The organism is Pseudomonas fluorescens, assembly GCF_000730425.1.
GTDB lineage: Bacteria > Pseudomonadota > Gammaproteobacteria > Pseudomonadales > Pseudomonadaceae > Aquipseudomonas > Aquipseudomonas fluorescens_X.
In genome coordinates, this window is sequence record NZ_CP008896.1 from 4,980,262 (window position 1) to 5,005,645 (window position 25,384).

Here is a 25,384-nt window from a genome sequence, read left to right on the forward strand (position 1 = left end):
CGTACTTCTGTGGGGTGAGGCGCAGGGGGCAGGCACGGAGCGATGGCCGCAATGGCGCTTGGCACCAGGCTTGCCATGCGCTCAAGCGCATCAATGGCAGGGAACCTGTCAGGGGATCTCCAGGATTGATGTGAAGGTTTCCAGGGGAACGCCCACCAATGTGCCCAGGCTAGATGGTCACTTATCGAGTAAGGGGCTCTAGGTGTCATGGGAACGCGCGGCGGGTTGCTCAGGGGGGAGCGTTCGTTGCTGTTGTTGGCGGTAGCGCAAGAACAGTAGGGTGGCTACTGCCAGCATCAGTCCCAGTAACGATAATGAAACGCTTGAGCGCCAAAAGCCGAGGTTCTCCCCAGGCACCAGGAAAGGCCCGAAATAGACCAGGCGTTGTTGCTCCTGATACGTAGTGGCGGGTACGAATATCACCGTGAGTTTCTGCGGGTTTTCTTCCGCACTGGTCATGCCGGGAATACTGCTCGCTACCAGTCGACGGACACGTGCACGGATATTGTCGGGATCAAGGCGCGGATCGTGCTTGATGAACACTGAAGCCGATGCGGGCTGGATCGGTTCTCCCGGTGCGATGCGCTCGGGCAGTACAACGTGTACGCGCGCGACAATCACCCCATCTATCTTAGATAGAGTGGCCTCAAGCTCCTGGGACAACGCATAGATGTAGCGGGCTCGCTCTTCCAGGGGTGTTGAGATAACACCTTCTTTACGAAACGTCTCGCCTAGCGTGGTGCGGGCGGTTCGAGGCAGGCCGGCAGCGTCCAGCGTACGTACGGCACGGCCAATGTCGATTGCATCGACAACCACTACAACGCCATCTTTTGCGGGGACTTTCTGGGCGCGGATATGTTTGTCTGCCAGTTCCGCAATAACTTCATTGGCCTCTTGTTCGGAGAGTTTGCGATGGAGTTCAACACGGTCACTACAGCCGCTCAGAATAAACGTCAGAGATAAAAAAAACGCGATGGGCAAGAAGCGGTTCATTGTCTGCTACTGCAAGTTACAGATTTTGTCGATGCATTGGGTAGTCTTGCCAAGGCTCTTGACCAGGATCTGTGAAAGAAATAACGAATTGGAAAGTTGATTGGGGAATTTGGTCAGTTCGCTTTTATCTGCGTTTTTGCTTATTGACCTCAAGCTTCTGGATATACGATCTGTTGATTTGACCAGTTGATTGGATGCTTCGAGCAAGATGTTCGATCCGCTTGGACTGGCTGTCGCGCGTGTCGGCGACGCTGAGTGTTCAAGTGTCGAGGTAAAAAAATCGATATCTGCTTTTGAGGTTGAAAAGTCAGAGGTGGCGTTAGAAGTTCTTAGACCATTGTATCCAGATGAAAAACGCTCCATTTCCTTTATTTGCATATAAGACCTGCTGTGTGATTTTACGTTGGAGGAATAGTGGAGGGGGGCGCAGCTTCACTCGGCGTAAGTAAACCTCTCCGATTGATAAATCGGAGAGGGAATTACTATTACTGCCGTGCTTGAATGGTCGCTTTTTTGTATGAGTCTCTCTTGGCCTCATTCATATCTTTTGCACCTTGAAGCTGATCAGCTTTTGCCTGCTGTTTTTCCTGCTCCATAGGGTCGCCGAATGCGCCGGAGGCCATGTTACTAAAGCTGTTTGAACCTATGCCATTGATCATAATTAAATCTCCAGGGTTGACTTTAAAAAAGCTCGCAGCTGGCCAGAGGTTAGTAACGTAACGTTTCAGCCGTTTTAGTGTACTAACCTAAACGGGCTATAAAATATGTGGCTAATGCCCTTGAAGTGGTTCCTCTTATGTCTACATAACACATATCAAAATATTTCCATGTGCTGTACCCGGCTTAAGGTTTCAGGCCAGTGATATGGCCAATTGTTTCATTCGGTAATAAAGCGTGCGCTTGGCAATGCCCAAATCCAAGGCTGTGACATCCACATTGCAATCATGGCGGCGTAGTGACTCTTCAATCAGAAGTTTCTCAATTTGCTGTAGTCTTTCCTTGAGTCCCACACCTATCTTTGGGTATTCAACTACGGCCTCTGCGAGCGGTGGCAAGTTCAACACAAAGCGTTTTGCCGCCGAGCGTAGTTCACGGATGTTTCCCAGCCAGGGATGGCACAGCAATTGTTGCAGCAATGTATTGGGAGCCAGCGGCACGGGTTGGTTGAAGCTCTCGGCCTCTTGGCGGACCAGGTGCAAAAACAGCGGAATGATGCGCTCGCGTTGATTGCGTAGGGCTGGGAGGTTGATATTGACAATGCTCAAGCGAAAATACAGATCCCGCCTGAACGCACCTTGTTCAACTCTTTCATCCAGAGAATGTTGGGCGGAGGCGATGATGCGTATATCCAGCGGTATGAAACGGGTAGAACCCAGGCGTTCAACGCCTCGGGACTCCAGCACGCGGAGCAACTTGGCTTGCAGCGTGAGTGGCATGCTGTCTATTTCGTCCAGGTATAAAGTACCCAGGTGAGCCGTTTCGATAAAACCAGCTCGTGATTGTGTCGCTCCGGTATAAGCTCCACTGTTGACGCCGAACAACTGGCTTTCGGCAAGCGTTTCCGGTATTGCGGCACAGTTGATAGCGACGAAATTGCCTTTTCGATTGGACAAACGGTGGACCCGTTGTGCCAGTCTATCTTTACCGGTGCCTGTCTCACCCAACAATAAAATGTCGACATTTTTTGCTGCAGTATTGTTGATAGTGCTCTCGATAACGGGGCACTCAGTAAGCGCTATGTCTGTTTCAAGGGCTGTCGACATGTTGTTGTGGCTTCACTGTTGTGAGTCTGAGGTATTATTTTATCCTGGCAAGTAAATAGTAAATTATTTGGATTGTCATCGTGTGTGGAAGTGGAAATTGATGGTTGTGATGTGTGAATAAGTTTAATCGTTGAGGTCAAGTAGTAATAAAGTGTTTGCCAGGGAGGTAACTCTTATTGTTGATAAGATTAATCCTAAAGTTTCCTTTGCTTTTCCTTTTTTATCTTTTTAAGCGGGAGTGTGGAGCTTGAAATTGGATGCTGTGGCGCGGTTATGTAAGTTTGTGTTTTGTGGGCGGGTTGTTCAGGCTAATAGTCAGTGCCCACAAAAAAGCCGATGCAGGGCATCGGCTTTTTATTCTATGGCTTGGGCCGTACAGGCGGCTTAGACGTTGAAACGGAAGTGCATCACGTCGCCATCTTTGACGATGTATTCCTTGCCTTCCAGGCGCCATTTACCGGCTTCCTTGGCCCCGGCTTCACCCTTGAACTGGATAAAGTCGTTGTAGGCGATAACCTCGGCGCGGATAAAGCCTTTTTCGAAATCGGTGTGAATCACGCCTGCGGCTTGCGGCGCGGTGGCACCGACCTTGACGGTCCAGGCGCGGACTTCTTCGACGCCGGCGGTGAAGTAGGTCTGCAGGTGTAGCATTTCATAGCCTGCACGGATCACACGGTTCAGGCCAGGCTCTTCCAGGCCCAGGGCCTCGAGGAACATGTCTTTCTCTTCGCCGTCTTCTAGTTCGGCGATTTCCGCTTCGATCTTGTTGCAAACCGGTACAACCATCGCGCCTTCTTCCTCGGCAATGGCCAGGACCACGTCGAGCAGCGGGTTGTTCTCGAAACCGTCTTCGGCCACGTTGGCGATGTACATCACAGGCTTGGTGGTCAGCAGGTGGAAGCCTTTGATCACGGCCTTTTCGTCGGCGCTCATGTTCTTCATCAGGCTGCGAGCAGGCTTGCCCAGGGTGAAGTGAGCAATCAACTGCTCCAGCAAGGCCTTCTGGACCACTGCGTCCTTGTCACCGCCCTTGGCGTTACGCGTGACCTTTTGCAGTTGCTTCTCGCAGCTGTCGAGGTCGGCGAAGATCAGTTCCAGGTCGATGATCTCGATATCGCGTTTCGGGTCGACGCTGTTGGAGACGTGAATCACGTTCTCGTCTTCAAAGCAGCGGACCACATGCGCAATGGCATCGGTTTCACGGATGTTGGCCAGGAACTTGTTGCCCAGGCCTTCACCTTTCGACGCGCCGGCTACCAGGCCTGCAATGTCGACGAACTCCATGGTGGTCGGCAGGATGCGCTTGGGATTGACGATGGCCGCCAGGGCCTCCAGGCGCGGATCGGGCATCGGCACGATACCGGTATTGGGTTCGATGGTGCAGAAGGGGAAGTTCTCCGCCGCAATACCGGACTTGGTCAGGGCGTTGAACAGGGTGGACTTGCCGACGTTGGGCAGGCCGACGATGCCGCAATTGAATCCCATGGTGTTTCCCCTCGGGTAAAAGTCAGGCCTTCTGGCTGTGCAGGTTTTTCATCGCGCGGTTCCATTCACCGGCGAAGATATCCGGCAGCACGCCGAGGGCAAAATCGATGCTGGCATCGAGTTTTTCCTGTTCGGCGCGTGGCGCACGACCCAGGACGAAATTTGAAACCATACTGGCAACGCCTGGGTGGCCAATGCCAAGCCGCAGACGGTAAAAGGTATTCTGATTACCCAACTGCGCAATGATGTCGCGCAGGCCATTATGACCGCCATGGCCGCCGCCTTGCTTGAGCTTGGCAACGCCGGGTGGCAGGTCCAGTTCGTCATGGGCCACCAGGATTTCTTCGGGTTTGATCCGGAAGAAGCCCGCAAGCGCCGCGACAGCCTGGCCGCTGCGGTTCATGTAGGTGGTGGGAATCAGCAGACGAACATCCTGACCCTGATGCGAGAAGCGTCCGGTCAGGCCAAAATATTTGCGATCGGCCACAAGATTGATGCCTTGGGCGTGGGCAACGCGCTCAACAAAAAGGGCCCCCGCGTTATGCCGGGTCTGTTCGTATTCGGCGCCTGGATTTCCCAGGCCAACGATCAGTTTAATGGCAGTCACGACAGGGGCCCTTCCTTTGGAGTTGTGGATAACATCACCGCAACCTGTGTGCGGTGAAAGTGGACGACAGAAGCTATTTACTCAAGAGTAAACGCCGCGTTATCGCCCGCTTTCTCGCTACGTTCCGGTCCGCGATGTTTCCTCAAGCTCCGGCAATACAGAGTGAATTACTCTGCAGCGCCGTCTTCAGCTTCTGGAGCAACGCGTGGAGCGTGAACGTTGGCAACAGCTTTGTCATCACCGTGAGCCAGTGCGACAAACTCAACGCCTTTAGGGGCTTTGAGGTCGGACAGGTGGATGATGGCGCCGACTTCAGCAGCCGACAGGTCGACTTCGATGAACTCAGGCAGGTCTTTCGGCAGGCAGGACACTTCGATTTCGTTCACAACGTGAGAAATCTCGCCGCCTTTCTTGATCGGTGCTTCTTCACCGATGAAGTGCACAGGCACGATAGCGGTCAGTTTCTGGCCAGCTACAACGCGAACGAAGTCAGCGTGCATGATGAACTGCTTGGACGGGTGGCGCTGCATCGCTTTAACGATGACGTTCTGCTTGGTGCCGTCGACGTTCAGCTCGATAACGTGGCTGTAGGCAGCTTCGTTTTCGAACAGCTTGGCGATTTCCTTGGCCAGGATGGTCACGGATTCGGCAGGCTTGTTACCACCGTATACAACGGCTGGGATGTTGGCGGCGTGACGCAGGCGGCGGCTCGCACCTTTCCCCAGGTCAGTACGCGCTTGAGCGTTCAGAGTAAAGTCAGTCATTTTGTATCTCCAAAATAGCCATCATCGAGGGGCGTTTGCGACCAGCGCCGTACTCGACATGGGCAAAAAAGCCCCGCCCCAACAGAATGTCGGGGCGGGGCGCTTTTCGTCAGTGGGATGTGCCGAAGGTTTGACCCTTAGCGGAACATCGCGCTGATCGATTCTTCATTGCTGATACGGCGAACCGCCTCAGCAACAACCGGTGCGATATCCAGTTGACGGATACGCGCACAGGCTTGAGCAGCAGCGGACAACGGGATGGTGTTGGTCACCACCAGTTCGTCCAGCACGGAGTTCTCGATGTTCTCGATCGCTCGGCCCGACAGCACAGGGTGTGTGCAGTAGGCGAAGACTTTAGCGGCACCGTGCTCTTTCAAGGCTTTTGCCGCGTGGCACAGGGTGCCGGCGGTATCGACCATGTCATCGACCAGAATACAGGTACGCCCTTCGACATCACCGATGATATGCATCACTTCAGAGTGATTGGCTTTCTCACGGCGTTTGTCGATGATCCCGAGGTCCACGCCCAGGGATTTGGCAACAGCCCGTGCACGCACGACGCCACCAATGTCCGGGGACACGATCATCAGGTTTTCAAAGCGCTGGTCTTCGATGTCATCCACCAGGACGGGGGAGCCGTAGATGTTATCTACCGGAATATCGAAGAACCCCTGGATTTGGTCAGCGTGCAGGTCAACCGTGAGAACACGGTCGATACCCACCACGGTCAGCATGTCAGCGACGACTTTCGCGCTGATAGCCACGCGTGCAGAACGCGGACGGCGATCCTGACGGGCATAACCAAAGTAAGGGATTACAGCTGTGATTCGAGTCGCTGAGGAGCGGCGGAAGGCATCAGCCATCACGACGAGTTCCATCAGGTTATCGTTGGTCGGAGCGCAAGTCGGCTGAATAATGAAAACATCTTTACCGCGGACATTTTCATTGATCTCGGCTGTAATTTCGCCATCGGAAAATTTACCGACAGAGATGTCACCGAGAGGGATATGCAGCTGACGTACAACACGCCGAGCCAGATCGGGGTTAGCATTCCCCGTAAAGACCATCATCTTGGACACGCGCAGTACCTAGAGGCTGAGGGTAACCTGGATGAGTATAGAAAATGGCAGGGGCGGCTGGATTCGAACCAACGCATGGCAGGATCAAAACCTGCTGCCTTACCGCTTGGCGACGCCCCTGTATCTGTTGCAACGAGTACCCAGTACTCGGTTCCTTTTAGAGCAGACTTTGCAGCTTGCGATGCAACATCGAAACGTTGCTTCCCTTTGCTACAAACCCTGTAAGGGTCTCTGTAAGAAGGGCCGAGACTTTATCAGCTTCAGCTTTGTTTGGGAAGCCCCCAAACACACAACTTCCAGTGCCGGTGAGTTTTGCTTCGGTAAATTTACCTAACAAATTCAATGCGTTACGTACATCTGGGTAACGCCTTGCTACCACCGGTAAGCAGTCATTTCGACTGTTTCCCTTGGGAACGGGGCGCACTTTAATGGGAGAAGAGTTACGTGTCAACAACGGATCTGAAAAAATTTCTGCTGTACTTACAGATACTTGCGGAACAAGCACGACATACCACGGCTCTTCGGGGTCTACAGGGGTAAGTTTTTCCCCGACACCCTCAGCAAATGCGGCGTGTCCACGCACGAAAACCGGGACATCAGCGCCCAGGGTCAGGCCCAGTGCGGCCAGGCGATCTTCGTCCCAACCCAGTTGCCACAAGTGATTGAGACCGAGCAGGGTGGTCGCGGCATTCGAACTGCCACCGCCGATGCCGCCGCCCATGGGCAGGATTTTATCGATCCAGATATCGATGCCCAACGCACAGCCAGATTGTTCCTGGAGTTTTTTTGCCGCCTTCACGATCAGATTGCTGTCGTGGGGCACATCGACAAATTCGGTGTGCAGCTGAATCACGCCATCGTCGCGCACGGCGAACGTCATCTCATCGCCGTAGTCGAGGAATTGAAACAGCGTCTGCAACTCGTGATAGCCGTCTTCACGACGACCGAGAATATGCAGCATCAAATTGAGCTTGGCCGGGGAGGGCAGGGTCAGGCGTTCGCTCATGTCACTGCCCCAGCTTGCGTGGTTGCCAGCCCTTGATCACCAGCGTGACGTCAAGGTTGCTGCCGTGCAGCTTGATGCGCTCGGGCAGCCAGTAGCCGCTTTGCTCCACATAGCTGAGGTACTCGACCTGCCAGCCATCCTGTTCCAGGGTGGCCAGGCGGCTATCGCCATTGAGACTCAAGCGGCTCTTGCTGTCAGGCGCGGGCAGGCCGCGAACCCACCAGACCAGATGCGAGACCGGCAGCTTCCAGCCGACCTGCTCTTCAAGCAAGGCCTCCGGCGATGGCGCTTCATAGCGGCCCTGGTTGGCCACCTCGAGGCTCACTTGCCCCGGTCGACCGGTCAGGCGTGCGGCGCCACGGCCCAGCGGGCCAGAGAGACGGATATCGTAATAGTCCTGGCGTTGCAGCCAGAACAAGGTGCCGCTGCCCGAGTCCTTCGGCGCGCGCACCCCTATCTTGCCTTCGATCTGCCAGCCATCGATGCTGCTGAGCTGATCCTTGTGTTGGCGCCACTGCGCCGGGTTGCCCTGGCCTTCGACGGATTCACGGGCGCCGAAGCCCGCACAACCGGCGAGCAGGGCGATAAAACTGAAAACAATGGCGTGGCGCAAAAACATAGAATTAAAGAGTCTCGGATCCGGTCAGGCGCTTGATGGTGCTGCGCAGGATGGGGCTGTCGGGTTGTTCCTTGAGGAACTTGCCCCAGATTTGTCGGGCTTCACGCTGTTTGCCTTGGGCCCAGAGCACTTCACCCAGGTGGGCGGCGACTTCCTGGTCGGGGAACCGCTCCAGGGCCTGGCGCAGCAGGCGTTCGGCTTCATCGAGGTTGCCCAGGCGGTAATTCACCCAGCCCAGGCTGTCGAGCACCGCCGGGTCTTCCGGGTTGAGCTGGTGCGCCTGTTCGATCAGGACCTTGGCCTCGGCATAGCGCGTCGTACGGTCGGACAAGGTGTAGCCCAGGGCGTTCAGTGCCATGGCATTGTCCGGGTCGCGCTTGATGATCAGGCGCAGGTCCTTTTCCATCTGCGCCAGGTCATTGCGCTTTTCGGCCTGCATGGCTCGGGTGTACAGCAGGTTCAGGTCGTCGGGGTATTGCAGCAGGGCCTGGGCGAGGATTTTCCAGGCACGCTCCCCCTGATTGTTGGCCGACAAGGTTTCGGCCTGGATCAGATACAGCTGAATGGCATAGTCCGGCTCGGCGTCGCGGGCGGCGGCCAGGCGTTTTTCGGCTTCGTCGGTGCGACCGTTGTTCATCAGGATGTCGGCCTGGCGCAGTTGCGCCGGCAGATAGTCGTTGCCGGGGCCGACCTGGGCGTATTCGATCAGCGCGCCTTGCGGGTCATCCTGTTCCTCGGCGATGCGCCCCAGGTTCAGGTGGGCCGAATCGACATGGCTTTCCCGCGCGATCAGGTCTTCCAGGTAGCCCTTGGCCTCTTCCCAGGCCTTGGCTTCCAGGCATACCAGCGCCAGGGAGTAACGCAATTCGTCATCGTCCGGGTATTGCTGCACCAGGCTGGCGAACTCCACCTTGGCGTCTTCCATGCGGTCCTGTTCCACCAGCATGCGCGCATAAGTCAGGCGCAGGCGCTTGTCGTCCGGATACTTCTTGATGCTCTTTTGCAGCAGCGGCAAGGCTTCTTTACCGCGGTTGAGGCTTTGCAGCAGGCGCGCACGCAGCAGCAGCGGGGCGATTTCGCCCTCTTCCGGCGGGTTCTGTTCCAGCAGCTTGAGGGCGGCTTGCGGTTCGTCATCCTGTTGCAGCAGCAGCGCCTTGCCGAATATCAGTTGGCTATTGCTTGGGTGCTTTTGCAGCAGGCGGTCGAACCCCTTCATCAGGCCATCGCGGGTGTCCTGGTCGGTATCGGCCGCGGAGAGGGCGAGGAAGTCGAAATGGGTATCGCCCTTGCCCTGCAAGACTTTCTCCATATAGACCATGGAGTCGTCATAGCGCCCGGCACGCGCCAGCTGGATTGCCGCGGCGCGCTGGGCTTCGAGGTCGTCCGGCGCATTTTTTGCCCAGATCAGCGCAGTATCCAGGGCGGCCTGGTCGGCGCCCAGGTATTCGGCGATGCGAAACGCACGCTCGGAAATCCCCGGGTCCTGGGTGTTGATGGCCTGGGTCACGTAGTTATCCAAGGCAATGTCGAAACGATTGCGCTGGCCGGCGAGTTCCGCGCTCAGCAGGCTGAACACCGTTTCTTCGCTGAACGAGGAATAAACCTTGGGCTTTTCAGGGGCGGGGGTGCTGTCTTCCACCGGCGCAGGACTCTGCGGCGATACGGGGGCCATGGACTGGCAGCCGCCGAGGAAGGCAAGGGCAAGGAGCAACGCGGAAGATCTATTCATATAGGAAGAGGACGACTAACCTGCGGTCGGATCATCATGACACAAGCCCTCGGCCAAACATAACCGAGTCTCAATTGGCGCCTTTATAGACACAAGGCATTAGGACAATAGACGACGGTGGTTGTTCTGGATCAGTCGAAGTAGGACAATTGTCGGCTTCTCGACATCATCAGCGATATTGAATGGCCTTCCTTGCTCTGGGTATCAACCACAAGACTGCTTCTGTAGACGTCCGCGAGCGCGTGGCGTTTACCCCAGAGCAGCTGGTTGAGGCTTTGCAGCAGCTGTGCCGGCTCACCGACAGCCGCGAAGCTGCGATCCTTTCCACCTGCAATCGCAGCGAGCTCTATATAGAGCAGGAACATCTTTCCTCGGATGTGGTCCTGCGCTGGCTGGCTGATTACCATCATTTGAGCCTGGATGACCTGCGCGCCAGCGCTTATGTGCATGAAGATGATGCGGCAGTTCGTCACATGATGCGTGTCGCTTCAGGGCTCGATTCACTGGTGCTGGGCGAGCCGCAGATCCTTGGCCAGATGAAATCGGCCTACGCCGTGGCCCGTGAGGCCGGGACCGTGGGGCCGTTGCTGGGACGTTTGTTCCAGGCCACCTTCAATTCGGCCAAGCAGGTGCGTACCGATACGGCCATTGGTGAAAACCCGGTCTCCGTGGCATTTGCCGCCGTCAGCCTGGCCAAGCAGATCTTCAGCGACCTGCAACGCAGCCAGGCCCTGCTGATCGGCGCGGGCGAGACCATCACCCTGGTCGCCCGCCATCTGCATGACCTGGGCGTCAAGCGTATTGTGGTGGCCAACCGTACCCTGGAACGCGCCAGCATCCTGGCCGAAGAGTTCGGCGCCCACGCGGTGTTGCTGGCTGATATCCCGGCTGAACTGGTGCGCAGCGATATCGTGATCAGCTCCACTGCCAGCCAATTGCCAATCCTGGGCAAGGGCGCGGTGGAAAGCGCCTTGAAGCTGCGCAAACACAAGCCGATTTTCATGGTGGATATCGCCGTTCCCCGGGACATCGAGCCGGAAGTTGGCGAGCTGGACGACGTTTACCTCTATAGCGTCGACGACCTGCACGAAGTGGTCGCCGAAAACCTCAAGAGCCGCCAGGGTGCAGCCCAGGCCGCCGAGGAAATGGTCTCCATCGGCGCCGATGACTTTATGGTGCGCCTGCGCGAGCTGGCCGCCGTGGATGTGCTCAAGGCCTATCGCCAGCAGGGCGAGCGCTTGCGTGACGAGGAATTGATCAAGGCCCAGCGCCTGCTGGCCAATGGCGGCAATGCTGAGGATATCTTGATGCAATTGGCCCGTGGCCTCACCAACAAGCTGTTGCATGCTCCCAGCGTCCAGCTTAAAAAATTGACAGCCGAAGGCCGCCTCGATGCGCTGGCCATGGCCCAGGAACTCTTTGCCCTCGGTGAGGGCGCGTCAGACAGCTCTTCGGATAAAAAACCGCAATGAAAGCGTCACTGCTCAATAAACTGGACGTGCTCCAGGACCGTTTCGAAGAACTGACCGCCTTGCTCGGCGATGGCGAGGTCATTTCCGATCAAACCAAGTTCCGCGCCTATTCCAAGGAATACGCCGAAGTTGAACCGATCGTGACCACCTATTCACAACTGCTCAAAGTGCAGGCCGACCTCGAAGGCGCCCAGGCGCTGCTCAAGGACAGCGACCCGGACATGCGTGAAATGGCCGTGGAAGAAGTCCGCGAAGCCAAGGAAAAGCTCATCGAGCTGGAAGGCGACCTGCAACGCATGCTGCTGCCCAAAGACCCTAACGATGGGCGCAACGTGTTCCTGGAAATCCGCGCAGGGACTGGCGGTGACGAGGCGGCGATCTTCTCCGGCGACCTGTTCCGCATGTATTCGCGTTATGCCGAGCGCCGCGGCTGGCGCGTGGAAATCCTCTCCGAGAACGAAGGGGAGCACGGTGGCTACAAGGAAATCATCGCTCGGGTCGAAGGCGAGAACGTCTACGGCAAGCTGAAATTCGAATCCGGTGCCCACCGCGTACAGCGTGTACCCGCCACCGAATCCCAGGGCCGTATCCACACCTCGGCCTGCACCGTGGCGGTGCTGCCTGAGCCGGACGAGCAGGAAGCCATCGAAATCAACCCGGCGGACTTGCGTGTCGACACTTACCGCTCGTCCGGCGCCGGTGGCCAGCACGTCAACAAGACCGACTCCGCGATCCGCATCACCCACTTGCCGTCCGGCATCGTGGTGGAGTGCCAGGAGGAACGCTCCCAGCACAAGAACCGGGCGCGGGCCATGTCCTGGCTGTCGGCCAAACTCAACGACCAGCAGACCAGCGCCGCCGCCAATGCGATTGCCAGCGAGCGCAAGTTGCTGGTGGGCTCGGGTGACCGTTCCGAGCGCATTCGCACCTATAACTACGCCCAGGGCCGGGTTACCGACCACCGGATCAACCTGACCCTCTACTCCCTGGACGAAATCCTTGCCGGCGGCGTGGATGCAGTGATCGAGCCATTGCTCGCCGAATACCAGGCCGACCAGTTGGCTGCGATAGGTGAATAAATGACCATTATTGCCAGCTTGTTGCGCGCCGCCGACCTGCCGGATTCGCCTACCGCGCGCCTGGATGTGGAGTTGCTGCTGGCGGCTGCCCTGGGCAAGTCCCGCAGCTACCTGCACACCTGGCCGGAAAAAATCGTCAGCAGCGAAGACGCGCTGCGCTTTGCCGAGTACCTGCAACGTCGCCGCAGCGGTGAGCCGGTGGCTTATATCCTCGGCCAGCAAGGCTTCTGGAAACTCGACCTGGAAGTTGCGCCCCACACCCTGATCCCGCGCCCGGACACCGAGCTGCTGGTGGAAGCGGCCCTGGAGTTGTTGCCCGCCACCTTGGCCAATGTCCTTGACCTGGGCACCGGCAGCGGCGCCATTGCCCTGGCCCTGGCCAGCGAACGCCCGGCCTGGCGCGTGACGGCGGTGGATCGTGTGCTGGAGGCCGTGGCCCTGGCCGAGCGCAATCGCCAGCGCCTGCACCTGGACAACGTCACAGTGCTCAATAGCCACTGGTTCAGCGCCCTGAAAAATCGCACCTATCACCTGATCATCAGCAACCCACCTTATATAGCCGACAATGATCCCCATCTGGTCGCCGGCGATGTGCGCTTCGAGCCGGCCAGCGCCCTGGTGGCCGGCCACGACGGCCTGGACGACCTGCGCCTGATCATCGCCCAGGCGCCGTTGCATCTGGAGGCCGGCGGCTGGTTGCTGCTGGAGCACGGTTACGACCAGGCTCCCGCCGTGCGTGACCTGCTGCTGGCGCAAGGTTTTGCACAGGTGCACAGCCGTATCGACCTCGGCGGCCATGAGCGCATCAGCCTGGGACGCCGGCCGTGCTGACGGATCAGGAGCTGTTGCGCTATAGCCGGCAGATTCTGTTGCAGCAGGTCGACATCGAAGGCCAGTTGCGCCTGAAAAACAGTCGCGTGCTGATTGTCGGCCTGGGCGGCCTCGGTGCCCCGGTGGCCCTCTACCTGGCGGCTGCCGGTGTGGGCGAGATGCATCTGGCGGACTTTGATACCGTCGACCTGACCAATCTGCAACGCCAGATCATCCACGACACCGACAGCGTCGGCCTGAGCAAGGTCGATTCGGCTACCCGTCGCCTGAGCGCGATCAACCCCGAGATCCGGTTGATTGCCCATCGCACGGCGCTGGATGCGGACTCATTGGCAGCCGCTGTGGCCAATGTGGACCTGGTGCTCGATTGCTGCGACAACTTCACCACCCGCGAAGCGGTGAACGCGGCGTGCGTGGCGGCTGGCAAGCCCCTGGTCAGCGGCGCGGCCATTCGCCTGGAGGGCCAGCTGTCGGTGTTCGACCCGCGGCGGCCGGAAAGCCCGTGCTACCACTGCTTATATGGGCATGGCAGCGACACCGAACTGACCTGTAGTGAAGCCGGCGTCGCCGGCCCGCTGGTGGGCCTGGTCGGCAGCCTGCAAGCCCTGGAAGCCCTGAAGCTGCTGGCCGGCTTTGGCGAACCCCTGGTCGGGCGCCTGTTGTTGATCGATGCCCTGGGCACACGTTTTCGCGAACTGCGGGTCAAGCGCGACCCAGGGTGCAGCGTCTGTGGGAGCCAGCATGGTTAAGGATGCACCGATTGGTGTGTTCGACTCTGGCGTCGGCGGCTTGTCGGTGCTGGACGAAATTCATCGCTTGTTGCCCCAGGAGTCGCTGCTGTACGTGGCGGATTGCGGGCATATCCCCTACGGCGAGAAAACCCCGGCATTCATTCGCGAACGCTCGCGGGTGGTCGCAGAATTTTTCCGTGAGCAGGAGGCCAAGGCCTTTGTGATCGCCTGCAACACGGCGACCGTGGCGGCTGTTGCTGATTTGCGCAGTGATTATCCGGATTGGCCGCTGGTGGGCATGGAGCCGGCGGTCAAACCGGCTGCCGCTGCGACCCGCAGTGGCGTGGTTGGGGTGCTCGCCACCACGGGGACCCTGCAAAGCGCCAAGTTCGCCGCGCTGTTGGACCGCTTCGCCACGGATGTGCGGGTGATTACCCAGCCTTGCCCAGGGCTGGTAGAGCTGATCGAAGCCGGCGACCTGAACAGCCCAGCATTGCGCCAGATGCTGCAAGGGTATGTCGCACCGCTGATCGAGGCCGGGTGCGACACCATCATCCTGGGCTGTACCCACTATCCGTTCCTCAAGCCATTGCTGGCGACGATGCTGCCACCGACGATCATCCTGATCGACACCGGGGCGGCGGTGGCGCGCCAGTTGCAGCGCCTGCTGGCCGAGCGCCAGCTGCTGGCTGGGGGCAGTCCCCGTGCAGCGCAGTTTTGGACCAGCGGTGATCCACAGCACCTAAGAAATGTCCTACCCACACTGTGGAAATTCAGCGGCGTTGTGCGAAGCTTCGCTCGGTGAAAAAACGTGAAATAGCGGATTTTCCAGCTGAACTTCTGCGTTGTGCGTGATTTCTATAGCTCCTGATGAGCAGTACAAAATCATACAACTTCGTTTGGAAAGGATGTTTCTTATGAAGCGCTTGTTCTGTTTGGCTGCGATTGCAGCCGTAGTGGTGGGGCACTCGGTTTCTTCCCAGGCTGCGGGCCTGGAGTTTGGGGTAGGGCATACAAGCGATTCGACCATGACCTATCGCCTGGGCCTGCAATCGGACTGGGACAAGAGCTGGTGGCAGAGCGATGTCGGGCGCCTGACCGGCTATTGGAGCGGCGCTTATACATTCTGGGAGGGGGACGAACGCGCCAGTGTCAGCAGCTTGTCGTTTTCGCCGGTGTTTGTGTATGAGTTCGCCGGCGAGTCGGTGAAGCCCTACATCGAAGCCGGGATCGGCGTGGCACTGTTTTCACGCTCCCGTGTGGAAGACAACAACATTGGCGGGGCTTTCCAGTTCGAAGATCGCCTGGGCTTTGGCCTGCGCTTTGCCGGTGGGCATCAGGTGGGGATCCGTGCCACGCACTATTCCAACGCCGGTATCAGTAGCCGCAACGATGGGGTCGAGAGTTATTCGTTGAACTACACCCTGCCACTGTAGTTTCAGTACACCGCTTTCAAAACGCTGCAACTCCCCTGTAGGCGCTGGCAAGCCAGCGCCTACATTTGATCTCTGTGTTTTCAAGGTCAGCGGTAGACCGTCGCAATCCCCTGGCGCTCTTCAAGGCATTCCGGCGCGCCCATCTCGAACTCCCGGCAGATCAACGGCCGTTTTTCATAGATCGTGCACATCATCGTGTCGCGATCCAGCGCGGCGCACCAGCCATCGTCCAGGCGCAGCATGACTTCGCCGCCCCAATCGTCGGTGTCGATAAAACGATCAGGCACCCCCGTGTCGGTGATCAGCATGACTTCCAGTTGGCAGCAGCAGGCTGCACACGTGGAACAGGTGATGGCGGGTTCGGCGATTTGGGTGTGGGGGATGGTGGTCATAGGCGCGCAGTGTAAGGCAAGCGGGTCATGTCCGTGTGAAAGCTCTGACGGGCGTCGCCAGGCCCTGCTCAGGCCCTGAAGCGCCCGAGCAGGGGCTGTGTCACCGCGCTGGGCTTGGCCGGCAGTAACTGCGCGGTGCCGATGGTGCGTTCCATAAAGCCACCTTCGCAGTAGCACAGGTAAAACTCCCACAGCCGCAGGAAGTATTCGTCGTAGCCCAGTTCTGTCAGCCGGCCGTGGGCGCGGTGAAAGTTCTCATGCCACAAGCGCAGGGTTCGTGCGTAATGCAGGCCGAAGTCTTCCATGTGCAGCAGGTTCATATCGGTGTCGCGGCTGACGATCTGCAACATCTTCTGCACACAGGGCAGGGCGCCGCCGGGGAAGATGTAGCGCTGGATAAAGTCGACGCGGCTCTTGGCCTGTTCGTAGCGTTGTTCGCGAATGGTGATGGCTTGCAGCAGCATCAGCCCGTCGCTCTTGAGCAAGTGCGCGCATTGCTTGAAGTAGGTGGGCAGGAAACGATGGCCCACGGCCTCGATCATTTCAATGGACACCAGTTTGTCGTAGTGCCCGCTCAGGTCGCGATAGTCCTGCAACAGTAACGTCACCTGATTCTGCAAACCCAAGGCCTGGATGCGCTGTTCAGTGTAGGCAAACTGCTCTTTGGACAAGGTGGTAGTGGTGACGTGGCAGCCATATTGCTGCGCCGCGTACAGGGCCATGCTGCCCCAGCCAGTGCCTATTTCCAGGAGGTGGTCCGAGGGCTTGAGCGCCAGTTTCTGGCAGATGCGCTCCAGCTTGTTGAGTTGCGCCTGTTCCAACGTGTCGTCGGCGGTAAGGAACTGCGCCGCCGAATACATCATGGTCGGGTCGAGAAACGCCTGGAACAGGTCGTTACCCAGGTCATAGTGGGCGGCGATGTTTTTTTGCGAGCCTTTGCGGGTGTTACGGTTGAGCCAGTGCAGCCCTTGGGTGACGGGGCGGGCCAATTTGGCCAGGCCGCCTTCCAGGGCGTCCAGTACATCGAGGTTGCTGACCATCACGCGCACCACGGCCGTCAGGTCCGGGCTGCTCCAGAACCCCTGGATAAACGCCTCGCCAGCACCGATGGAGCCGTTGGCGGCCACCAGGCCCCACACCGCCGGATCGAGGATCTGGATTTCCCCCTGCAGGTGCGTCTCTCGCGCGCCGAACACCTGGCGTTCACCGTCCTCGATCACCACTATTTGGCCATGACGCAGTTTGCCGAGCTGGCGCAAAACGGCTTTGCGCAACAGCGCGCCGGTCAGGCCGTTGATGTTCAGGCGGTGAGATTTGACCGATACGCTAGGGGATTTCATGGCGATGATCCTTGGGGCACCCCACTGCATGGGTGCCATCAGCCGTCTGGTGGGGAAAAATCGGCGTGCGTTTAAGCAGCAGGCGCAGGGCTTGCCAGTAGATGGCCAGGCAGGTCTTGGCGGTCATCCACCCAAAGCGTCGCAAGTAGCGATGCAGGTGGGCGCGGTCGAGGGGCTCGCGTTGCAGGCTCAAGGTCGCGTCGAACACCTTGGTCTCACCTTGCCAGTCGGCCATATGCACCCCCAGACGCTGGCCGGGCGGACTGAAGCTCATGCGGTATTGCAGGTCCCTGGGCAGGAACGGCGACACATGAAACGCCTTGGCCACCGCGAAATGCTGATGCTCGCCGCCAGCCAGGGCCCGGGCTGGCAGCACATAGTGATAGCGCTCGCGCCACGGGGTGTTGGTCACTTCGCAGACAATCGCCGCCAGTCGTCCGTCGGCCTCGAAGCAGTAGAAGACACTCACCGGGTTAAACGCCAGGCCCCAACTGCGGGCCTGGGTCAGAAGGCAGATGTTGCCTAGGGGTGTATGCCCTAGTGCTGTACCGACGACTTGGCGTACGGCATCGCTCAAGCAGGTGCCGTCGCCGGTCAAGTCAGGCAGGTAATCCTGCTGGCGAAACGAAAAGGGCGCGAAGCGGCTATGGCCTGCCAGCGGCGACAGTCCCAGCACTTGCTCCTGTTCGCTGAGGTCCAGGTACAGCAGGCCGATGCGGTAGCGAAACGCATGGCCCTTGGGCGTAAATCGCCGGTGGGCAATCCAGCCGCTGTAGAGGGCGCTGTTCACAGGGTTTCCCCAAACGCCTGGGCCACGCGCAGGGCGCTGACCACGCCATCTTCATGAAAACCGTTGGCCCAATAGGCCCCGCAATAATAGGTGTGCCGGGCCCCCTGCAATTCTTCCCAGCGTGCCTGCGCCGCCATCGCCGCCAGGCTGTATTGGGGATGGGCATAGGTGTAGCGGGCAAGGATTTTCAGCGGGTTGATAATCGCTGTCTGGTTGAGGCTCACACAAAAGGTGGTACTGCTGTCGATACCTTGCAGGATGTTCATGGCGTAGGTGACGGCTGCCGGTTTGTGCGTGTTGGCGTGCAGTCGATAGTTCCAGCTGGCCCAGGCCAGAGGGCGATCGGGCAGCAGGCGGGTGTCGGTGTGCAGGGTCACGTCGTTGTCGGCGTAGGTGATCGCTCCAAGGATCTGCTGTTCGGCGAGGCTGGGATCGTCCAGCAGGGCCAGGGCCTGGTCGCTGTGGCAGGCGAAGATCACCTTGTCGAATGTTTCACGGCCATCGGTACTGTGAATCACAGCCCCTTCGGTTGTGCGCTCGACTTTTTGTACCGGGCAATTGAGGCGGATCCGTTGGCGAAACGAGCGGGTCAGCGGCTCGATATAACGGCTCGACCCGCCTTCGATCACGCACCATTGCGGCCGATTGTTCACCGACAGCAAGCCGTGGTTCTTGAAGAAACGCACGAAGAACTGCAGTGGAAACCCCAGCATGTCCACCAGGGGCATCGACCAGATCGCCGCGCCCATGGGCATGATGTAGTGGCGAATAAAACGCGGGCCATAATTGCCCGCCTGCAGGTATTCGCCCAGGGTCATCTGCGCGCTGATGCGTTGCGCCTCAAGATCCAGCGGCGCCTGGCGATTGAAGCGCAGGATGTCGCGCAACATGCCCCAGAAGCCGGGGGACAGGATATTGCTGCGTTGGGCGAACAGGCTGTTGAGGTTATTGCCGTTGTACTCGAGGTTTTCCTCGGGGGCGCAGACCGAGAAGCTCATTTCGGCAGGCTTGAACGGCACGCCGATTTGCCCCAGCAGGCGCATGAAGTTGGGGTAGGTCCAGTCATTGAACACGATAAAACCGGTGTCCACTGCGTACTGTGTGCCGTTGACGCTCACGTCCACCGTGTGGGTATGGCCGCCAATCCGGTCGGCGCCTTCGAACACCGTGATGTCATGGCTGCGGCTGAGCAGGTAGGCACTGGTCAGGCCGGAAATACCGCTGCCGATAATGGCGACTTTCACAGGTCGTCCTTGTGCGGCGGCGGGCTGCGCAGCATGCGCTTGCCGATGATCAACTGCGCGCGGTCCGGCAGTTTCGACAGCGGCCACAGGGCGGCGATAAACAGGGCCGGGAAGGCGATCTCCAGCGGGCGTTTTTCAAGTTTGCCGAAAATATGCCGGGCGGCCTTGTCGGCCGGCCAGCTCAGGGGCATCGGGAAATCGTTGCGTTCGGTCAATGGGGTGTCGACGAACCCGGGGCTGACTACCGTGACATCTATACCTTCGGGAGACAGGTCGATGCGAAGGGATTCGAACAAGTAACGCAGGCCGGCCTTGGAGGCACCATAGGCTTCTGCGCGGGGCATCGGCAGGTAGGTGACGGCACTGGCGACGCCCACCAGGTGCGGGGTTTGCCCGGCACGCAGCAATGGCAGTGCGGCTTCGATGCAATAACTGCTGGCCAGCAGGTTGGTGCGCACCACGTGTTCGATAATCGAGGCATCGAACTGCCTGGCATCCACGTATTCGCAGGTGCCGGCATTGAGGATCACCGTGTCCAGGGCGCCCCAGGTCTGCGCGATCTGCTCGCCGATTTCCCGTACCGCCTGGCTGTTGGTCAAGTCGCCGGCGACCACCAGCACTTGCCCGGGATAACGTTGGGCAAGTTGTTCCAGTGGCGCCTTGGAGCGCGCACTCAGCGCCACCTGTGCGCCGCTGCCGAGCAACTCTTCGGCCAAGGCGGCACCGATGCCACTGCTTGCCCCTGTCAGCCAATAACGGCGTGGCGTTTCCAGGCTCATGCCATTCTCCCTTTCAACCAACGGATCAGTCGGCCAAGTACCGGCAGGTGTTCATAAAGCAGCGCTCCGGCATCAAAGTAGTCGCGGTGCCGGTAGACCTTGTCGTGCCATAGCAGGTGGGAGCAGCCCTGCACCTGAATCTGTCGGCCACCCGCCAGGCGCGGATGACAAAAACTCAGGGTCCAGCGCAGATAACCCTCGCCTTCGGCCACGTGGTCGAAGGCGTGGAAGTCAAAATGCAGTTGCCTGACGCTGCTGTAAAGCTCGGCGAAGTACGCATTCAGCGCGCTGATGCCGTGGACCTGATGCAGTGGATCGGTAAACGATATGTCCTGGCTGTACAGGCTGTCGAGCAGGTGCAGGTTATGTTTGTCCAGGCGGGCGAAAGACTGGGCGAACTGGCGCAGGAAGTCACTCATGCACGCCTCCCGCCGCCTGGCGCGAGGGCAGGGCGCGAAAGGCCGCCAACGCTCGCTCACGGGAATGCTTCAGATCGACGATGGGCCGTGGGTAGTCGGCCACGCCAAACAGACCGCCGACGGCGTCGGGGTTATGCACTTCCTTCTTGTTCAAGGCTGCCAGTTGCGGCAGCCACTGCTTGATGAAACGCCCTTCGCCGTCGAATTTTTGCGACTGGCTCAGCGGGCTGAAAATCCGAAAGTACGGCGCCGAGTCAGTGCCGGTGGACGAACTCCATTGCCAACCGCCGTTGTTGGCCGCCAGGTCGCCGTCGATCAAGTGCCGCATAAAGAAGCGCTCGCCTTCGCGCCAGTCGATCAAAAGGTTCTTGGTCAGGAACATCGCCACCACCATGCGCAGGCGGTTATGCATCCAGCCGGTTTCCAGCAACTGGCGCATCGCCGCGTCGATGATCGGCAGGCCGGTGCGGGCCTCTTGCCAGGCGGCCAGGTCGGCGGGTGCATGGCGCCAGGCCACGGCTTCGGTTTCCGGGCGAAACGCGCGATGGCGCGACACCCGTGGGTAGCCCACCAGGATATGTTTGTAGAACTCGCGCCATAGCAGCTCGTTGATCCAGGTGGTCGCGCCGATATCGCCACTTTCGAACTCACCCTGGTTGCTCTGCAGCGCGGCATGCAGGCACTGGCGCGGCGAAACCACGCCTGCGGCAAGGTACGCGGACAGCTGGCTGGTGCCAGGCTTGGCCGGGAAGTCGCGTTCGTCCTTGTAGTAGCTGATCTGAGCGTCGGCGAATTGCCCCAGGCGCCGCTGTGCCTCGTCTTCACCGGCAGGCCAAAGTGCACGCAGGGCGTCGCTGGGCGGGGCAAATCCCTTGACCTGCCGGGGAACTGCATCGCTGGCCAATCGCAGCGGGGCCTGGGCCTTGGGCGCCGATACCCGGCGCGGCAAGGCACTGTGCAGGCGGTTGTAGCAGACCTTGCGAAACTGGCTGAACACCTGGAAGTAGGTGCCGGTCTGGGTCAGCACACTGCCGGGTTGGAACAGCAATTGATCCAGATAGCTGTGAAAGCCTACCCCTTGTGCTTCGAGGGCCCGGGCCACGGCGACATCACGCCGGCTTTCGTTGATCCCGTACTCTTCGTTGGCGTGGACCGTCTCGACCGACAAGGCCCGACACAACTCGACCAATACCTGTGGCACCTGATCCCAGGTATCCGCGTGGCGGATCAACAACGGGATATTCAGCTCACCCAGGGCCTGGCCCAGGCACTTGAGGTTGCGCAGCCAGAAGTCGACCTTGCACGGCGCGTCGTCATGGGCCAGCCATTGCCCAGGGGTGATCAGGTACACCGCCGCCGTGGGGCCACGTTGACAGGCGGCCGCAAGGGCGGTGTTGTCATGCAGGCGCAGGTCGCTGCGCAGCCAGGTCAGGTGCATTTAGAGAAGCCCACGCTGGGTCAGGAGTCGATGGGCCGACAGCGGGTCTTCGGCCAGCAACAACTGAGGAATGTCTTGGGTTAATACCGCCAGCTCGGCCTGGTGGATGCACACCGTTGGTCCGGCGATCAGGGTTGGGCAGCGGGTGCCGCTCAAGAGTTTCGGCAGGGCCGCCAGATTGATGGCCTTGCTTGAGTACAGCAGCACGGCGCGCGGCTGCAGGTGTTCGACGGCCAGGGCCAGCTCGCCGGCGGGCAACGGCCAGTCGAAGACCTCCACCGGGCAATCGGCGCTACTGGCCAGCCAGGCGCTCAACCACAGGTGCGGCTCCAGCGGCAGGTCGGAATGATTGATCAGCAGCAGTGGCGGGCCGTTGAGCTGGCGGTTGTTGTGATACATCCGCGCGCCGAATTTGCTGCGCAGCCAGGAGTGGAAAAACACCCGCTCCATCTGCGCGCCGAACTGGCCTTGCCAGCGCTGTTCCAGTGCCTTGAGCAGCGGCAACAACAGTTGCTCGCACAGGGTGCGTGGCGGGTAGAGGGCCATGGCCTGGTTGAACACATCGTCCACCCGGCGCTCGGCCAGTTGGCCGATGGCTTGTACCAGGGTCTGGCGCAGGCCCTGCCATTCGTTTTCGACGCTGTCGCCCACCGGCTGGGCGCTGTCGATCAACTGCTTGACCTGGCTGACCGGCACCCCCCGGTTGAGCCAGGTCAGGATGGCCTGGATGCGCTGTACATGCTCGGCGCTGAACAGCCGGTGACCCTTGGGTGTGCGTTGCGGCACGATCAGGCCATAGCGCCGTTCCCAGGCGCGCAGGGTGACCGCGTTGACCCCGGTCTGGCGCGCCACTTCGCGAATCGGCAGCCAGCCTTGTTCCAGGGCCTGGGCCACGTCTTCGATAGGCAGGTTTGGGTGTTGCAGGGAAGCATTCATGGGTTAGATCGCATTACGCAGGCTAAGATTTTCCGGATGCGGTTGCAGGTAGGCCTGCTGCGCGATGTAGTGGTCCGGGTGTTGGCGAAAGTGATGTTTGAGCAGGGTCAGCGGTACCACCAGCGGCACGATGCCGTGACGGTATTGGCCGATCAGGGTCTGCATTTCCTGTTTGTCCTCGGTGCTGAGGGCTTGCTTGAGGTAGCCGCTGATGTGCTGCAGCACGTTGGCGTGGGTGCCACGGGTGGCGCACTTTTTCAGTGCCGTCATCAACTCGCTGAAATAGCCGGTGGCCAAGGCTTGCAGGTCGCAATCCTTGCCCATGCTGCCCAGCAGATGGCCGAGACTTTTGTAGTGGGCGGGGCTGTGGGCCATCAGCAGGTACTTGTACTTCGAGTGGAAAGCCAGCAGGCGGTGACGGGTCAAGCCTTCTGCCAGCAGTTGCTGCCAGGTGGCATACACAAACACCCGGGTCAGGAAGTTCTCGCGTAGCACCGGGTCATGCAGGCGCCCATCTTCTTCCACCGGCAGGTTGGGGTGGTGGGCACAGAATGCCTGGGCATAGATACCGCGCCCGCCGCCATCGGCCGGGGCGCCGTTGGCGTGGTAGACCTTGACCCGTTCCAGGCCGCAGGAGGGCGACTTCTGCATGAAGATGTAGCCGCACAGGTCCGTATGTTCGGCGGCCATTTGTTGACCATAGGCGTCCAGCGGGGCGGTCACATTCAGCTTGTGGTGCACGCTGCCCACGGCTTGCGGCTGTTGCGGGTCGCCCACCAGGCGAATCGGCTCGCGGGGAATGCCCAGGCCGATGGCGACTTCGGGGCACAGAGGCACGAAGTCGAAATAGTCGCCGAGGGTCTGGCTGCACAGCGGGGATTGCTTGTGCCCGCCATTGAAGCGCACGTTCTCGCCGAGCAGGCAGGCGCTGATGGCGATCTTGGGTTTGCCGGTGGTGGGCGCGGCGGTGGACATGGCAAACCCTCTGCAAGATTCCTGTACAGGCTGTATTTTCTGTACAACTAAATCTCATCATAGGTTTTATGCTGTACAAGTCAAATTATCTGTACAGGTTTTATGCCCAGCCGATTTTCCAGCACTCGGCATCTTGCAGGCTTTGCCAGCCCATGCGCTCCGTGCGGCGAGTCAGGACGGCTTGCAGTTCAAGTTCCAGCACCTTGCCTTGTTCATCGCGAAACAATTCGGTGACCAGGAAATGTTTTTCCTTGTACCGAGGTTGGGTGGCTGTCCATTTCGAGAGCAGCAGTTTCGCTGGGTTGATGCGGTTCATTGCAGGTGTTCGAGCAGGCGCCGCGCCGCTTCCTGGCCGCTGAGCCAGGCGCCTTCGACTCTTCCTGACAGGCACCAGTCGCCACATACGTACAGGCCCAGGTCGGCATCCGCCAGCACTGCCCATTCATGGCTGCCCACCGGGCGCGCATACAACCAGCGGTGGGCGAGGCTGAACGAGGGCGCCGGCATGCTGCAATGCAGCAGTTCGGCAAAGGCGCCGTGCAGCAATTCGATGATGGCTTCCTTGGGCAGGTCCAGGTGCTTTTTGCTCCAGGCGCTGGTGGCGTGCAGGATCCAGGTGTCAGGCGTGGCATCGCGTCCGGGTTTGCTGCGGTTGCGGGCCAGCCAGTCGAGGGGGCTATCTTGTACAAAGCAGCCTTCCATCGGTGTATCCAGCGGCGTGTCGAAGGCCAGGGCGATGGCCCAGGTCGGGTCCATTTTCACCCCGGCTGCCGTGCTCGCCAGTTTGGGCGCTGCTGCCAGCAGGGCAGTGGCCTGGTGCGCCGGGGTGGCGATGATCACGTGGCTGAAGGGGCCATGGTTGCCGCCGTCGGCGTCCAGCAGGTTCCAGTGTTGCTGGCCCTGGAACACTTCGGTGATACGGCAGCCAAACTCCACCGGCAAATCATCGAGCAGTGCACGGGTGATGGCGCTCATGCGTGGGGTGCCGACCCAACGGGTCTGTTCGTCGGGGGAGGGGCTCAGTTGGCCGGATTGGCAGTTGTAGAGTTGCGGCTCCCACTCGGCGGCCCAGCCGTTGGCTTGCCAGCGTTGCACTTCATTGACGAAGCGTCGGTCGCGGGCGGTGAAATACTGCGCGCCCAGGTCCAGTGCACCGGCCTCGCTGCGCTTGCTGGACATGCGCCCGCCACTGCCACGGCTTTTATCGAAGAGTTGTACAACGTGCCCGGCATCTTTTAACGCTCGGGCGGCCGAAAGACCGGCGATGCCGGTACCGATGATCGCGATGGGGACAGTCATGGGAGGCCTCGTTTTACCTTTGGGTACAGACTACGCCGACACCAATAGCTGTACAATATTGTTTTTTGGTATAAGTTTCGACATGCCTGAATGTGTGGCGTGACCTATGGTTAAAACCAGGCCGCGCCCGATTAAAAAGATCCCTGCTTATAAAATAGACCAGCGATGCCCGGCCAAC

27 protein-coding genes and 1 tRNA gene are annotated in these 25,384 nt (G+C 59.5%); 6 read left to right on the forward strand and 22 right to left on the reverse strand.

Translation table 11 applies throughout. The features are described from left to right. Positions 1–198: 198 nt before the first annotated feature. The 11 genes from sctJ to HZ99_RS22300 all read right to left on the reverse strand — a co-directional run bounded on the left by sctJ (position 199) and on the right by HZ99_RS22300 (position 10,045). The gene (gene sctJ, locus HZ99_RS22255) at positions 199–993 is read right to left on the reverse strand and encodes a type III secretion system inner membrane ring lipoprotein SctJ (protein WP_038446076.1); all 795 of its coding nucleotides are present in this window, start codon (positions 991–993) and stop codon (positions 199–201) included. 485 nt (positions 994–1,478) lie between these two features. Further along, positions 1,479–1,652: a hypothetical protein gene (locus HZ99_RS28905; protein ID WP_158484060.1), complete on the reverse strand. Its 174-nt coding sequence runs from the start codon at positions 1,650–1,652 to the stop codon at positions 1,479–1,481. Positions 1,653–1,844: 192 nt separating this feature from the next. After that, positions 1,845–2,756 carry a sigma-54-dependent Fis family transcriptional regulator gene (locus HZ99_RS22260; protein WP_038446077.1) on the reverse strand — a complete coding sequence of 304 codons (912 nt, stop codon included), beginning with the start codon at positions 2,754–2,756 and terminating at the stop codon, positions 1,845–1,847. A gap of 384 nt (positions 2,757–3,140) precedes the next feature. Next, positions 3,141–4,241, reverse strand: a complete 1,101-nt coding sequence (gene ychF, locus HZ99_RS22265) for a redox-regulated ATPase YchF (protein ID WP_038446078.1) — start codon at positions 4,239–4,241, stop codon at positions 3,141–3,143. 22 nt (positions 4,242–4,263) lie between these two features. Then, positions 4,264–4,848: an aminoacyl-tRNA hydrolase gene (gene pth, locus HZ99_RS22270; RefSeq protein WP_038446079.1), complete on the reverse strand. Its 585-nt coding sequence runs from the start codon at positions 4,846–4,848 to the stop codon at positions 4,264–4,266. A 167-nt stretch (positions 4,849–5,015) separates the two neighbouring features. After that, complete coding sequence (locus HZ99_RS22275; protein WP_038446080.1) at positions 5,016–5,612, reverse strand: 50S ribosomal protein L25/general stress protein Ctc; 597 nt, start codon at positions 5,610–5,612, stop codon at positions 5,016–5,018. A gap of 137 nt (positions 5,613–5,749) precedes the next feature. Beyond that, positions 5,750–6,691, reverse strand: a complete 942-nt coding sequence (locus tag HZ99_RS22280) for a ribose-phosphate pyrophosphokinase (RefSeq protein ID WP_003171603.1) — start codon at positions 6,689–6,691, stop codon at positions 5,750–5,752. 45 nt (positions 6,692–6,736) lie between these two features. Next, positions 6,737–6,811 (reverse strand) — tRNA-Gln (locus tag HZ99_RS22285). A 37-nt stretch (positions 6,812–6,848) separates the two neighbouring features. Then, positions 6,849–7,697 (reverse strand): 4-(cytidine 5'-diphospho)-2-C-methyl-D-erythritol kinase, encoded by an 849-nt coding sequence (gene ispE / locus HZ99_RS22290; protein WP_038446081.1) that lies wholly within the window; start codon positions 7,695–7,697, stop codon positions 6,849–6,851. Position 7,698: 1 nt separating this feature from the next. Continuing rightward, a complete protein-coding gene (lolB, locus tag HZ99_RS22295; RefSeq protein WP_038446082.1) occupies positions 7,699–8,316 on the reverse strand; it encodes a lipoprotein insertase outer membrane protein LolB in 618 nt (205 codons plus the stop codon). Positions 8,317–8,320: 4 nt separating this feature from the next. Next, a complete protein-coding gene (locus HZ99_RS22300; RefSeq protein WP_038446083.1) occupies positions 8,321–10,045 on the reverse strand; it encodes a tetratricopeptide repeat protein in 1,725 nt (574 codons plus the stop codon). Between the two features lie 182 nt (positions 10,046–10,227). Here HZ99_RS22300 and hemA point away from each other — a divergent pair, with 182 nt between their 5' ends. The 6 genes from hemA to HZ99_RS22330 all read left to right on the forward strand — a co-directional run bounded on the left by hemA (position 10,228) and on the right by HZ99_RS22330 (position 15,594). Further along, entirely contained in the window at positions 10,228–11,517 is a 1,290-nt protein-coding gene (gene hemA / locus HZ99_RS22305) for a glutamyl-tRNA reductase (RefSeq protein ID WP_038446084.1), read from the forward strand. Then, positions 11,514–12,596: a peptide chain release factor 1 gene (gene prfA, locus HZ99_RS22310; protein ID WP_038446085.1), complete on the forward strand. Its 1,083-nt coding sequence runs from the start codon at positions 11,514–11,516 to the stop codon at positions 12,594–12,596. Before hemA ends, prfA begins: the two co-directional genes overlap by 4 nt. After that, the gene (gene prmC / locus HZ99_RS22315) at positions 12,597–13,427 is read left to right on the forward strand and encodes a peptide chain release factor N(5)-glutamine methyltransferase (protein ID WP_038446086.1); all 831 of its coding nucleotides are present in this window, start codon (positions 12,597–12,599) and stop codon (positions 13,425–13,427) included. It begins immediately after the preceding gene. Then, positions 13,421–14,176 carry a molybdopterin-synthase adenylyltransferase MoeB gene (locus HZ99_RS22320; protein ID WP_038446087.1) on the forward strand — a complete coding sequence of 252 codons (756 nt, stop codon included), beginning with the start codon at positions 13,421–13,423 and terminating at the stop codon, positions 14,174–14,176. The genes prmC and HZ99_RS22320 overlap by 7 nt, the downstream gene beginning before the upstream one ends. After that, a complete protein-coding gene (gene murI / locus HZ99_RS22325) occupies positions 14,169–14,963 on the forward strand; it encodes a glutamate racemase (protein WP_038446088.1) in 795 nt (264 codons plus the stop codon). Before HZ99_RS22320 ends, murI begins: the two co-directional genes overlap by 8 nt. A 112-nt stretch (positions 14,964–15,075) precedes the next feature. Beyond that, complete coding sequence (locus HZ99_RS22330; RefSeq protein WP_038446089.1) at positions 15,076–15,594, forward strand: acyloxyacyl hydrolase; 519 nt, start codon at positions 15,076–15,078, stop codon at positions 15,592–15,594. Between the two features lie 86 nt (positions 15,595–15,680). Here HZ99_RS22330 and HZ99_RS22335 read toward each other — a convergent pair whose 3' ends face one another. The 11 genes from HZ99_RS22335 to HZ99_RS22385 all read right to left on the reverse strand — a co-directional run bounded on the left by HZ99_RS22335 (position 15,681) and on the right by HZ99_RS22385 (position 25,206). After that, positions 15,681–15,986, reverse strand: a complete 306-nt coding sequence (locus HZ99_RS22335) for a YkgJ family cysteine cluster protein (protein ID WP_038446090.1) — start codon at positions 15,984–15,986, stop codon at positions 15,681–15,683. Positions 15,987–16,054: 68 nt separating this feature from the next. Continuing rightward, positions 16,055–17,326, reverse strand: a complete 1,272-nt coding sequence (locus HZ99_RS22340; protein ID WP_038446091.1) for an SAM-dependent methyltransferase — start codon at positions 17,324–17,326, stop codon at positions 16,055–16,057. Next, complete coding sequence (locus HZ99_RS22345) at positions 17,313–18,116, reverse strand: DUF1365 domain-containing protein (protein ID WP_038446092.1); 804 nt, start codon at positions 18,114–18,116, stop codon at positions 17,313–17,315. Before HZ99_RS22345 ends, HZ99_RS22340 begins: the two co-directional genes overlap by 14 nt. Next, a complete protein-coding gene (locus tag HZ99_RS22350; protein ID WP_038446093.1) occupies positions 18,113–19,360 on the reverse strand; it encodes an NAD(P)/FAD-dependent oxidoreductase in 1,248 nt (415 codons plus the stop codon). Before HZ99_RS22350 ends, HZ99_RS22345 begins: the two co-directional genes overlap by 4 nt. Beyond that, positions 19,357–20,139: an SDR family NAD(P)-dependent oxidoreductase gene (locus HZ99_RS22355; protein WP_038446094.1), complete on the reverse strand. Its 783-nt coding sequence runs from the start codon at positions 20,137–20,139 to the stop codon at positions 19,357–19,359. The genes HZ99_RS22350 and HZ99_RS22355 overlap by 4 nt, the downstream gene beginning before the upstream one ends. Further along, on the reverse strand, positions 20,136–20,558 hold the full coding sequence (locus tag HZ99_RS22360) for a nuclear transport factor 2 family protein (RefSeq protein WP_038446095.1): 423 nt from the start codon (positions 20,556–20,558) through the stop codon (positions 20,136–20,138). Before HZ99_RS22360 ends, HZ99_RS22355 begins: the two co-directional genes overlap by 4 nt. Next, positions 20,551–21,996: a deoxyribodipyrimidine photo-lyase gene (phrB, locus tag HZ99_RS22365; protein ID WP_038446096.1), complete on the reverse strand. Its 1,446-nt coding sequence runs from the start codon at positions 21,994–21,996 to the stop codon at positions 20,551–20,553. The genes HZ99_RS22360 and phrB overlap by 8 nt, the downstream gene beginning before the upstream one ends. Then, positions 21,997–22,932 (reverse strand): MerR family transcriptional regulator, encoded by a 936-nt coding sequence (locus HZ99_RS22370; RefSeq protein WP_038446097.1) that lies wholly within the window; start codon positions 22,930–22,932, stop codon positions 21,997–21,999. A gap of 3 nt (positions 22,933–22,935) precedes the next feature. Continuing rightward, complete coding sequence (locus HZ99_RS22375; RefSeq protein ID WP_038446099.1) at positions 22,936–23,907, reverse strand: YbgA family protein; 972 nt, start codon at positions 23,905–23,907, stop codon at positions 22,936–22,938. A 100-nt stretch (positions 23,908–24,007) separates the two neighbouring features. Further along, positions 24,008–24,223: a TIGR02450 family Trp-rich protein gene (locus tag HZ99_RS22380; protein ID WP_038446102.1), complete on the reverse strand. Its 216-nt coding sequence runs from the start codon at positions 24,221–24,223 to the stop codon at positions 24,008–24,010. After that, a complete protein-coding gene (locus tag HZ99_RS22385) occupies positions 24,220–25,206 on the reverse strand; it encodes an NAD(P)/FAD-dependent oxidoreductase (RefSeq protein ID WP_038446104.1) in 987 nt (328 codons plus the stop codon). The genes HZ99_RS22380 and HZ99_RS22385 overlap by 4 nt, the downstream gene beginning before the upstream one ends. Positions 25,207–25,384: the final 178 nt, after the last annotated feature.